At 47.6% G+C, this 12282-nt stretch carries 10 protein-coding genes; 9 read left to right on the forward strand and 1 reads right to left on the reverse strand.

Annotated elements, in window-relative coordinates; all coding sequences use genetic code 11:
• A complete protein-coding gene (locus tag AC58UW_RS26690) occupies nucleotides 1-1773 on the forward strand; it encodes a methyl-accepting chemotaxis protein (RefSeq protein ID WP_497423585.1) in 1773 nt (590 codons plus the stop codon).
• Between the two features lie 877 nt (nucleotides 1774-2650).
• Here the strand turns inward: AC58UW_RS26690 and AC58UW_RS26695 are convergent.
• A complete protein-coding gene (locus tag AC58UW_RS26695; protein ID WP_497423586.1) occupies nucleotides 2651-3340 on the reverse strand; it encodes a putative endonuclease domain-containing protein in 690 nt (229 codons plus the stop codon).
• Nucleotides 3341-4037: 697 nt separating this feature from the next.
• Between AC58UW_RS26695 and AC58UW_RS26700 the strand changes: the two genes are divergently transcribed.
• The 8 genes from AC58UW_RS26700 to AC58UW_RS26735 all read left to right on the forward strand — a co-directional run bounded on the left by AC58UW_RS26700 (nucleotide 4038) and on the right by AC58UW_RS26735 (nucleotide 12263).
• Complete coding sequence (locus tag AC58UW_RS26700) at nucleotides 4038-4568, forward strand: hypothetical protein (protein ID WP_497423587.1); 531 nt, start codon at nucleotides 4038-4040, stop codon at nucleotides 4566-4568.
• Nucleotides 4569-4692: 124 nt separating this feature from the next.
• Nucleotides 4693-5148 carry a DMT family transporter gene (locus tag AC58UW_RS26705; RefSeq protein ID WP_497423588.1) on the forward strand — a complete coding sequence of 152 codons (456 nt, stop codon included), beginning with the start codon at nucleotides 4693-4695 and terminating at the stop codon, nucleotides 5146-5148.
• Nucleotides 5129-5584 carry an OsmC family protein gene (locus AC58UW_RS26710; RefSeq protein WP_497423589.1) on the forward strand — a complete coding sequence of 152 codons (456 nt, stop codon included), beginning with the start codon at nucleotides 5129-5131 and terminating at the stop codon, nucleotides 5582-5584. The genes AC58UW_RS26705 and AC58UW_RS26710 overlap by 20 nt, the downstream gene beginning before the upstream one ends.
• A gap of 76 nt (nucleotides 5585-5660) precedes the next feature.
• On the forward strand, nucleotides 5661-7481 hold the full coding sequence (locus AC58UW_RS26715; protein ID WP_497423590.1) for a sensor histidine kinase: 1821 nt from the start codon (nucleotides 5661-5663) through the stop codon (nucleotides 7479-7481).
• The gene (locus tag AC58UW_RS26720) at nucleotides 7478-9103 is read left to right on the forward strand and encodes a response regulator (protein WP_497423591.1); all 1626 of its coding nucleotides are present in this window, start codon (nucleotides 7478-7480) and stop codon (nucleotides 9101-9103) included. The genes AC58UW_RS26715 and AC58UW_RS26720 overlap by 4 nt, the downstream gene beginning before the upstream one ends.
• A 93-nt stretch (nucleotides 9104-9196) precedes the next feature.
• Nucleotides 9197-10537, forward strand: a complete 1341-nt coding sequence (locus AC58UW_RS26725) for an extracellular solute-binding protein (RefSeq protein ID WP_497423592.1) — start codon at nucleotides 9197-9199, stop codon at nucleotides 10535-10537.
• Between the two features lie 11 nt (nucleotides 10538-10548).
• A complete protein-coding gene (locus tag AC58UW_RS26730) occupies nucleotides 10549-11433 on the forward strand; it encodes a carbohydrate ABC transporter permease (RefSeq protein ID WP_497423593.1) in 885 nt (294 codons plus the stop codon).
• Entirely contained in the window at nucleotides 11430-12263 is an 834-nt protein-coding gene (locus AC58UW_RS26735; protein WP_497423594.1) for a carbohydrate ABC transporter permease, read from the forward strand. Before AC58UW_RS26730 ends, AC58UW_RS26735 begins: the two co-directional genes overlap by 4 nt.
• Nucleotides 12264-12282: the final 19 nt, after the last annotated feature.

Here is a 12282-nt window from a genome sequence, read left to right on the forward strand (position 1 = left end):
TTGAAATTCAACGAGAGTTTGAATGTAAATCAACGAAAGAACGCAAGAAATAGGAAAGTCAACCTGTCCATCCTTCGCAACCTTAAACTTCGTTACAAGCTGCTATTCATGAATGCTATTGCTATTTTATTCCTTCTAATTGTAGGTATTACGGGTTATTTCTTCATGGATAAGATGTCTAATAATTCTACTAGAATGTACGAGGAAAGCCTGTTATCTGTCAAATGGATTAATCAATTAAAAACGAACTTCAATGAAACCGAATCGAATTTGCTTGAAATGATGCTATCTGTTGATGTGAAATATAAAGGTAAGTTGAAGGCCAAACTTGATGAAAACAGTGCAATGAATCAGGAGCTTGTTACGAAGCTGGCAGGCATCCGGTTAACGGAAGAAGAAACGGCTGCTTTCAAAGATTTTGAAGAGCTGAATAAGAAGTACCGCGAAATCGTCACAATGACGATCGATCATGCTACGAAGAATAATCAAGTTGCCTACCAGGTTTATAATAATGAAGTGTCTCCACATGGTGATAAAACCATCGCAGCACTCGATAAGTTGGTGCAGCTCAAAGAGACAGCAGCTGAGAATTTTCAGAAAACGAGCAGCAGCGACTCAAAAACTTCCCACTGGGTCATCATACTTACGGTTATTATCGCCATTGTTGTTATGACGGTGAATGCTCTGGCATTGAATATGATTATTACAACTCCGATTCGTAAATTACAGGAGCATATGGAGAAAGCGGCTAGCGGAGATCTCTCCGTTAAAGGGGACTATCCGTATGAGGATGAAGTCGGTAAATTAACTGGTTCGTTTAATGTTATGACGGGGAGCCTTCACTCCTTGGTGTCTCAAATCGCTGACAATGCGCTAACACTTTCGGCAAGTTCCGAAGAGCTTCTAGCGAGCTCGGAGCAAAGTTCGCAAGCTGCTAAACAGGTCGCGACGTCCAGTCAGCAGCTTTCGGAAGATTTCGAGAAGCAGTTTGCGGGTGTGAATCAAGCGAATGAGGCTGTGCAGCAAATGCTTACAAGTACGAAGTTGATTGATGAATCTGCTCAAGAAGTAGCCAAGCTTGTAGGACAGGCCACGGCTGCCGCGCAAAACGGTAAACGTTCTGTCGTATCCATCGCAGGCCAGATGGGCCAGATTTCGGAAGCGGTGCAAGAAGTGAATGGAGTCATTGAAGCATTAGGGAAAAATGCTCATAAAATTGGCGAGATTGTCAATGTCATCAATGAGATTTCCACGCAGACCAATTTGCTGTCACTGAACGCGGCGATTGAAGCTGCACGCGCGGGAGAAGCGGGCCGCGGATTCGCGGTTGTCGCTGGTGAAGTGCGCAAGCTTGCGGAGCAATCTGCTTCGTCAGCGCGCAACATTACGAATCTGGTCTCGACGATTCAGAGACAGATCAATCACGCGGTAAGCTCCATGCAAGACGGAGCGGGCAAAGTGCAGGCCGGATTAACGATTTCCGGCGAGGCTCAAGAATCGTTCATTCACATTGAGACTTCCGTAGATGAAGTCAACGCGAAGGTGGAGAGTGTGAATCAGAACATTCACCAACTGGTGGATGCCAATGTGCGCATTGAGCAGGTGATGGGCATTGTCAGCAGCGTTTCGGAAACAGGCATTTCCGTTAGTCAGGAGACGTCCGCTGCCAGCCAGCAGCAGATGTCCACGACCGAGGAAATTGAGAACTCAGCTAAGTCGCTGGCAGGACTTGCTGAGGAACTGCAAATTTCGTTGCAGAAATTTACGGTGTAGTTTGGAACCGCGGGCTTTGGCTCGCGGTTTTTTTGTTTGGCGTGGGCGGCGGGCACTGCCTCGCGCGCGAGAGCCGAAAAGGCCGCCTCCGGAGGTGAGGCGGAGGAAAAGAAGCGTGAGCCGTCCGAAAACGCCGTCTCAGCGGTGCTGGGCAGTCGGCCGTGTGCCAACGGCGAACGAGAGAGCCGAGAAGGCCGCCTCCGGAGGTGAGGCGGAGGAAAAGGTGAGCCAGCCGAGAAGGCCGTCTCAGCGGTGCTGGGCAGTCGGCCGTGTGCCAACGGCGCACGAGAGAGCCGAAAAGGCCGCCTCCGGAGGTGAGGCAGAGGAAAAGAAGCGTGAGCCAGCCGAAAAGGCCGTCTCAGCGGTTCTGGGCAGTCGGCCGTGTGCCAACGGCGCACGAGAGAGCCGAAAAGGCCGCCTCCGGAGGTGAGGCGGAGGAAAAAAGCGCGAGCCAGCCGAGAAGGCTGTCTCAGCGGTTCTGGGCAGTCGGCCGTGTTTCAACGGCGCACGAGAGAGCCGAAAAGGCCGCCTCCGGAGGTGAGGCGGAGGAAAAGAAGCGCGAGCCGTCCGAAAAGGCCGTCTCAGCGGTGCTGGGCAGTCGGCCGTGTGCCAACGGCGAACGAGAGAGCCGAAAAGGCCGCCTCCGGAGGTGAGGCAGAGGAAAAAAGCGCGAGCCAGCCGAGAAGGCTGTCTCAGCGGTGCTGGGCAGTCGGCCGTGTTTCAACGGCGCACGAGAGAGCCGAAAAGGCCGCCTCCGGAGGTGAGGCGGAGGAAAAGAAGCGTGAGCCGTCCGAAAAGGCCGTCTCAGCAGTGAACGTCAGTCGGCCGTGTGCCAACGGCGCACGAGAGAGCCAAAAAGGCTGGATTTGCTGGAGGGTTAGCAATTGTTTTTCTCCCAGATTGCATAGGCTTGTTCATGCAAATTATAACCGCGAATGCACTTTCTACCGTCGCCGGAAGGCTTGAGTAATGATTTATCGGTCATTGCCTTCAGAATTTGGTAGGACTTACGTGAACCAAAGTCTAGCAAAGCGCATACGTCGCTTGGTTTTAGGGCTCTTCCAATATTGAGTGCAAAACGAATCACCTCTTTCTCCACATAATTCAACCTCATATCCGAATGAGTTTCGTGGCCTATATAACGTCCCATGAATTGCTGCAGCATTTGTTCACACATACGCGGGCGGGCTTTGACATCATCATAGGAAAATCGGAGGATTTTCCAGCCGTCGATGATGAGATGGTTTTGGCGAATCCATTGGTCGGCGAATTGGGTTCGACTGATTTGGGAAGCGTGAGGTCCGTAACCATCTATTTCGATGGCTAACTTCAGGGAGTGCCGGAAAAAAGCAAAGTCAATAAATCGAGTCCCATCCCGAAAGTCCTTAACCTCATACTCAGGGTGCAAATCCATAAAGCTGCCGAAGGCAGGCCACCAAACCTGTTGAAGAAATAATTGTTCGGCATGACCAAGGCCCTCCTTGAGTCTGCGATACCTCTCTCCATCCCTTTTCGCGAGATGTTTGGTAAGGAGATTCTCTAATGCAATGCGAAATTGCTCATTCATGTTTGTACCCTCCAATGGATATATGAATAAAATAAGCCGCCTCCCTAGATCAGCAACAGTCCATGCTGGATCTAGAAAAGCGGCGTGTGCTTCACAGCCGAATGATATAATTGTTAATTAATTCCATAATATCACATCTGGGTTATAGGAAGTAGTTGAATTAATAGTCTTGACACTTCCGTATCATTCGTGTATATTAGATAGATTGATTGAAGTGAACCATATAAACACTTTAGGCTAAACCTCATTTACCCCCATACGGACGATTAGCGAGTAGAAAGTAACCCCCTCTCCTTGTTTGATATTTCTCCCAATGACGCAGTAAAATCAGCTCATTTCTGGTAAACCCGAGGCAGTGTCATCGTGTTTCGGCAGCAGGTGTTTGTAAAGCAATTCGTACTGGCGCGGTCATTGGAGCCGCAAGGATGGAAGAGAGGTAGGGCTTTCATTGTTTTGATTCCAACACATGAAGTATGCAATTTCATAGAGATCAATATTCGCAATTCTAAGAAGAGCCTAGCACACGAAGTGAGCAGCCTTCATCCATTGCGCTAATAGAACCGTTCTTGCCCTGAACACAGGGCGGGGGCGGTTTTTTAATTTGATGTACGATTATACATGAAAGAATACGGGCATCCATGGATTCATTTCTTCCTATTCGTTAAACTTTCAATAAATGAGTGATGGAGGAGTTGCCATGCATACGAAGTTGTTTAAATCATTGTGGGGGATGGAAGCGTACACCTATAGAGAAGCAATTGCCAAAATAGCTGGCATTCCAGTTGGCCATGAAACACACCGGCATCGCGCCATGTTTACGCCATGGACAACGGCGAGGCTGCTCCAAGCCATTCCTGATTTGAAGATCACAGCGGATTTCAGTCACTGGTGCTGCGTCTGTGAATCGCTTCTTGAAGATCAAGAGGATAATTTGCAGATCGCCTTCGGGCGGACGATTCATATCCATGCCAGAGTAGGTTACGCACAAGGACCGCAAGTTCCCCATCCAGATGCGCCAGAGTACAAGCGAGAACTAGAGACACACGAGATGTGGTGGGAGAATATCTTGAACGCTCGAACGAGCAGGGGTTTTGTTTCTACATCGATTACACCGGAATTCGGACCTCCGGGTTACATGCATACGTTGCCGTTCTCGAACGAGCCCGTGTCCGATTTATGGGAGGTATGCCTAAGAATGGCCGAAAGGCTTCGTATCAAATTTGCTTGAGATTTGATTCGATTAACAAAATATCAAAGGCTGCCGCGTGCAGCCTTTTGTTGATTTGATTAAGGTTAATTCTTGGACAACTTCTTGCCTAACGAACTGGTGAAACGCCCTCCATTCCTTTACAATGAAAACAACAAGAGTGGTGCAGAGGATGGATGAAATGGTTTGGAATTTGAATTGGACGTTTCTGCTGTTGGCTATCCTATTTGAAACGATAGGCACGACGGCGATGAAGATGTCATCTGGTTTTACAAAGGTTGGTCCCGCGGTTGTGATGGGGATTTGTTACATCGTATGTTTCACGTTGTTTACGCTAGCTTTGAAGCAGCTTGAAGTTTCTTTGGCCTATGCGATTTGGTCCGGGGCAGGGACAGCGCTGATTACGATCATCGGCATTTGGTGGTTCAATGAATCCGTATCCACGTTGAAGGTGATCTCCATTATTCTCATCATTTTAGGAGTCATTGGACTGCATATAAGCGGCGGAGATGAAACGAAAGGGAAGCAGTCTAGCAAGTCACAAGTGCCATCCGAGGCAACATTAAAAAGGAGCGATACCGATGAGCGAGCATCAATTTGATTTGAAAGCAGAGTGGACCGGCGGACTAGACGGCACAGGCTATATACGTGCGGGTAATCTGGGTGCACAGATTTCGGTACCAACACAGCTAGACGGTCCTGGCATAGGCACAAATCCAGAAGAACTCCTGCTTGGGGCCGCAGCAACCTGTTATCTCATCACGCTCGGCATGCTGGTGAAGCGTCAGGGTATTACCTCGCTTGAACTGAAATCGGAGATTTACGTTGAGAACAGCCCGGCAATGAAGGTAAATCGCATTATACACCGTCCGCTCATTTCAGTCCCCGCTCATACTCTCCCAGATCAACTGGATAAAATAAGCAGAGCAGCCTATCGCGCTGAGCAGGCATGCATGATCAGTAAAGCACTTAAAGGCAACGTAGAAGTCACGGTAGAACCCGAAATTCGATCCGATAAAGAGACGGGTCAATTATAATGTGAAAAAGCAGGTACAAGGCACCGGCACAAAGGATGGTGCCTGATTCGGGTTAGAAGGGGTCAGCCAAACGTCGATGAATTTGAACAAAAAGGTGTTTATCGGATTTCTATTTTTTATTATTATCCCTTTGTTTGTGCTGGGCACAGCTGTCTATACCGTATCCCAACAACTAATTGAGAAGAAATACGGTGATTTAACCGAAGTTACGCTGCAGGCGATTTCCCGTAATATTTATTACATGTTCAAAGAAGCAAATTATTTCTCAGACTTCTGGATGGTCAAGGATAGCATTCAAGGCATTTATCGAACGATCGATGAGGTTAGGGCGAACGAAGAAGCTCCGTCGTCCTATGATTTGAATACGTTCGATACGCTGCTGCGCGGCTCGATTTTGACCTACTCGCCGATTCAGTCGGTCGTTATTTATAACAATGCCGGCAAATCCTTCAGCGCGGGGAGAACGAGCGGAAATGCGCTGCCATGGAAGACGTTGTCGGGCAGCACGGCTTTTGAACACATAAAGGAATTGAACGGGAGTCCCATGTGGATTGGCCCCTCTGAATATAAGGAGCTGGGCGCCGGCCGCGGGGAGTTTTATCAAGCGAGGATCGTTAAGGATTTCTGGACGATGGACAATCTCGGCTACATGCTGCTGAAATTTAAGTTTAATGAGCTGGATCAAATTTTCAAATCGTTTAATACGAACGAAGATAGCTCGAAGCGGTACTTGCTCGTGAATAAGAGCGGACTTATTTTCTATGACAATAAGCAGCATTTGGAAGGCGCCAATGTGCTTCAGCTGCTGCAAGGCAAGCTGGATCTACAGCAAAGCAACCGAAGCTTTCAAGCAAATTTTCAAAATGAAAGAAGCCTAGTTTCTCTCTATCATTTAAATATTAATCAAATGGGTGTGCAGGATTGGAGTGTCGTATCGATTACGTCTTGGAAGTATGTGGCGGGAGAAATCGAAACGATCATGAAGCTAGTCGCTGGAATTACGTTTGTTTGTTTATTTTTTGCCCTCGTCTATAATTTAGTGTTTGTTCGCCGTATAGTTCAGTTAATTCTGCGTATGCTCAATTCCATGAAAAAAGTCGAACGCGGCGACCTGACAACGCGTATGGAGGAAAGCGGCAAGGATGAAACTACGGCGTTAGCTAGGGGTTTTAATAGTCTCGTTGTGAGGATCGAGGACCTTCTGGAAGAAGTCAAACTTCAGCAGGATCGTAAAAACAAGGCTGAGCTCATGCTGCTGCAGGCGCAAATTAAGCCGCATTTTCTTTTTAATACGCTGGAGTCTATCAATGTGCTCGCGATCCAAAACCAAGGGAAGAAAGTCAGTCAAATGGTGTATCGACTTGGTAATTTGCTGCGGATCGGCATGGAGAGCAAGGAAGAGATTTTGCTTAAACAAGAACTTGAGCATCTTAAGAGCTATCTCGAAATTCAGGAGTTCCGTTTTGAAGATCAGTTCCGTTATGAGATTGATTCGGACTCTGAGATTTTGGATTACAGCATTCTGAAGCTTACGCTCCAGCCTTTAGTAGAAAACGCTCTGCAGCACGGCTTTGAGCCTATCGATTATATGGGTGTAATCTCGATCAAAGTCCTAGATGAAGGGGAGCAAATCGGACTGTATGTCACGGATAACGGGATAGGCATCTCCAATGAGAAATTAGCTAAATTTCATTATAAAACAGAGCTGGAAACGCCTTTTCACGAAATTTTAGACGCCAATGTCAATGAAGAGCGCAGGGGCCTAGGCGTCAGCAATGTGGCTGACCGCATACGGATCCAGTACGGCCGGCATTACGGCATGTTTATATGCAGTATGGAAGGGCACGGGACGACAATAAAGATCGTAATTCCCAAAACAAAGGGGGCAGGCCTGTGAGACTAAAAGCGATTTTGGCGGATGATGAGCCTAACATTTTACGTAATTTACAGGCGGTTATTCCGTGGGCAGAGCTGGAGATTGATATTGTAGGTACTGCCAAGAACGGAGTCGAGGCACTGGAGCTTTCCAGTCTGCATGGGCCGGATTTGGTGATGAGCGATATTCGGATGCCTTTGATGGATGGAATAACTTTCGTCCAAAAGCTCCGTGAAATCAACGGGACATGCAAGGTGCTGATGGTGACAGGCTATCAGGATTTCGAGTATGCGCGCTCGCTCATGCGGGTTGGGGTCAGTGATTACATATTAAAGCCGATTAACTATGAAGAGTTAGAAAACTGTATACGTAAGCTAGCTTGCGAAATCAGGGAAAACAAGGCGATTAAGCAGCAGGAGCAGCAAAAGTGGGGTAAAATGAAAAATTTGGCTTATGAGAAAATCCTGCAGGATGTCCTCATGAACTATACAGAAATTTCTACGTATACGCTGCTTCCGATAGATAATATGGATTTGGAAACCATGAAGTATTCGTTCATGATGATCGATGTGGATGATTATTCGCAAAAGTCGCTGCCTTGGTCAGAGCAAGAGCGGAAGCTGTGGAATTTCGCCGTTCGAAATGTTATGCAAGATTCATTGGCCGATTTCAAAGCGGAATATTCCGTTCTCCAAATGCGTGAAGGGGAATGGTGCCTGCTTATTCAATGGGACACTTGTGGGGAAGAGACGGATGGAACCCAAGATAAGGAAGCCCATATACAGGCTAACTTATACGAAGTGGCGATTAAACTGCAAAAGGATGTACGTGAATCCGTCAAACTAGGCATTAGCGTGGGCTTTTATCCAAGTGCTGTAGGACTGCGAGCGCTCTCTGATACGTATCGGAAACTGCAGCGGTTCATGCAATTAAATCTGGATAAACAGGAGTCTGTGCTGCTATATAGAGAGTCCAAAGAGCCTTCGGATGCAAACAGCTCCTTATGGTATTTGGTTGAGGAGATTGTGACAGGTCTCAAGCAGCTGAATCGTGTGAAAACGGAGGACGCTCTGAATCGGCTGAAACTCTTGCTGGAGGGGCTGCCGAATAGTTCCTTTGCCAGAGCGTACCAAATGCTGCATTTCTTGATCCTGCATGTGCTTCGCGAATTGCGCGAGATGAATTCCCTTGATGTGCAGGAAGAAGAACAAGTGTGGCGCCAGTTGGATAAAAGCGAGAGCATTCAGCACCTGCTTCAAGTGATGGTGCAGCTCGCAGCTATCGGACTGGAAGGGACGAATAAGAAGAAGAATAGCGAGCTGCTGATGACGGCGGCGAAGGAATATATTCGAACCCATTACTCGAATGATTTCGGAATTGAAGATATTGCGAGCTCCCTCGGCATCTCCTCGAGTTATTTCAGTTTATTATTTAAGCAGCATTTCGGGGAAACTTTCGTTGAATATGTGACAAAGCATCGGATGGAGCTGGCGAAATCCATGCTGCTGCATAGCGATAAAAATATTACCGATATCGGACGATCCGTTGGTTATATGGAACGCCGTTATTTTACAAAAGTATTTCAGAAGTTTACTGGTGAGATCCCATCGGAGTATCGGGAGAAGCGCATGGAGCCGAAGTAGAGAATTTTGCCCCTATTTAAGGAATTTATCGGTCTTTAGGACGACTAGCCATTATTTTATACTTAACATGCAAGCTAAGGGAGATCTAGGAAGATGAAAATTAGAACGTTGTTACCGGTGACAGGGGTTGTGGTCGTATCGTTCATCCTGTCCGCTTGCAGCAGCTTAAACCTGACCAGCCCAAACAACGAAGCGCCTCCCCCAGGGGCAAAAGGCGAACCGGTCCAGCTGACCATCCGTCACACGCAAGTGAAAGATACGCAGAAGAAGCGTTTGGCGATGCTTCAGGAGGTTGTGAAATCTACGGAGGCGAAGGTGCCTGGCCTGTCGATTACACTGGATGGCGTAGAGGACAAGGTGAATCGGTTTGAAAAGCTGAGAGCCGAGATGGCTGCCGGGAATCCACCGGAGATCTTCGACTTGTTCGGCGGTACGGATACGAAGGATTATGTCAAAGCGAATAGGCTGCTTGATCTGACGCCCATATTGAGTGAACTGGGTTTAACGAACAAGTTCTACAGTTTTGAAGAGTTTACAGTCGACGGTAACATATATGGAATCCCGATGGCCGGATATGTCGAGGGCTTGTACTATAATAAAAAGATTTTATCGGAGCATCAAATCAAACTGCCTCAGAACTGGGATGAGCTGATTGACGCTGCGGCAAAGCTGAAAGCTCAAAAAGTAACACCATTTGCGCTGGCTGCCAAAGATTCGTGGGTCATTAACATGATGAGCAATACCATGTGGGTCCGAACGGCGGGACCCGATTCCGTCGAAGGGTTTCTGGATGGGCGCAAGCATTGGACAGATCCGGATGTCGTGGACGCTTTTGAGAAATATGATTACCTCGTGAAAAAAGGGTACTTCCAAGAGGGCAGCTTAGCACTTTCATATGCCGAGCAGCAAAACAAGTTCAGCAGCGGAGAAGCAGCGTTCATGTTTGACGGCAGTTGGGCTAACACGCCTCTGCTAGATCCGGAGAAGTCTGCCATCGTGAAGGATGTAGGGTTCATGAGCTTCCCTGACATGGGCGGCCCTGGAGACGGCTTCATCAACGGCGGGTGGTCGAACGCCTATGGTTTCTCGAAGAAAGTTACCCCAGCGCAGCTTGATGCCATTAAGGAATTCATCAGACAGATGTACACGGAGTCGATGCAAAAAAGACAGCTGGTGGAGGAAGGTATGCCGCCTGCCATGAAGCTGCAGGATACGAGCAATGTGAATCCATTGATTACGCAAATTTTGGATGTGTTTGCAAACAGCAAAGGGGCTTTCCCTGCTTTTGACTCACGCATTCAAACCAAGGTCCGTGAGAAATTGGAACGCGGTATGCAGGAATTAGTCGGCGGGAGAACAGATCCGGTCACGCTGATGACGGAAATACAAAAGCAGCAGGACGCTTCGAATAAGGAAGAAACTCATACGAATTAGTAGGATGAACCATGAACAAAGTAGGAAGAAATCGATTTGCTTATGCCATTTTTACAGTGCCTACACTGCTTCTGCTAGTGATTTTTTTCTATTATCCGATGCTGATGTCGATGCGTTACGGATTTACGGCATGGAACGGAATCCTACCTGCAAAGTGGAATGGCCTGGACAATTTCATCCAAGCGTTTCAGGATAAATATTTCTGGATCGCTGTGCGAAACAACTTATATTTTATTGCTTTTTCCATCGGCTTACAGATCCCGTTCATTGTCTGTTTAGCTCTGGTGGTGAGCAAAGTCCGGCGGTGGACTGGCTTTTATAAAACAATGATATTCCTTCCTACCATTCTATCGACGGCGGTCGTCGGTGTGTTGTGGGGATTCATTTATCATCCTGAAGCAGGCTTGCTGAATCAACTGCTGGAAGCAGTTGGCTTGGAGGCATGGAAGCATGCATGGTTAGCTGATGAATCGACAGCTATGATTTCCGTGCTCGTCACCAACGCCTGGCAGTGGGTTGGCTTTTATGTGATTCTAGTTTTGTCAGCCATTTATGCGATCCCCAAAACCATCCTGGAGGCAGCCGAAATTGACGGCGCGTCGAACTCTCGTCAAGCATGGTCAATTACGTTGCCCCTCCTTCGTCCTGTGATTATCGTGATGATCCTGCTTTCGATTACTGGCGCGATGAAAGCTCTGGATATCGTCTTTGTGATGACAGGGGGGAATCCGTACGGGATAACGGAAGTGATGGCAACTTATATGTATAAAAAGGCCTACCGAATCGGCGAATACGGCTATGCGAATGCCATCGCCTTACTCATTCTTCTGTTTACGGGTGTGCTCACTTCCGTGTTTGGCTGGTTGACGGCGAAGCAAGAGGAGGCGCGGTTTTGAAAATTTTGACCAAGCGAAAAGCAATCTCCCTCCGCGGTGCCGTCCCGCATGCTGTACTTATGGCATACATAGGAATCATCCTGTTCCCTCTGGGTTGGGTGCTCAATTCATCTTTTAAAACGAATAAAGAAATCATCGCATTCCCTTGGTCTTTCCCGGAAGAGTGGCTGCTGTCCAATTATTGGAACGCATGGACAGGCGCGCATGTCTCGCTCTATTTTACGAACAGTCTCGTGATTTCCGTTATTTCGGCTATAATGACAGTAATCCTCGGTACAAGCACCTCCTTTGCCTTGACACGAATGAAGTTCCCGAGACTGAGCAAGGTCATTAATCGAGTTCTGCTGCTAGCTTTACTTGTGCCTGCGGGCTCTTTGCTTGTCCCTCTGTATATGTTGCTTAGAAGCATTCAGCTGTATAATACGCCATTCGCCCTGATTTTGCCTTACATTACGGTGGGACTTCCGCTCACGATTTTCATGATTAGCGCGTTTTTTAAGTCCATCCCAAGTGAGCTGGAGGAAGCGGGCACAATGGATGGGTTATCCATCTATGGGCTGCTGTGCCGTGTTATTGTTCCAATTACCGTACCGCCGCTTATTCCCGTGTTTATGCTCAATTTCCTTAGCAATTGGAACGAGTTTATGATGGCGAACCTCTTCCTGACAAAAGAGAAATTTCGAACGCTGCCTGTTAGCATGGTGGCTTTTTATGACCAGTTGAATATGAACTATGGCTCGCTTTGCGCAGCTATCATGTTCAGCCTTATCCCAGTCGTGCTGATGTATGTCCTTTTGCAGAAACGAATTATTGCATGCATTAAAGCTTAACCACTATCCAAGGAGCGTG

The sequence above is a fragment of the Paenibacillus sp. J22R160 genome, assembly GCF_059692135.1.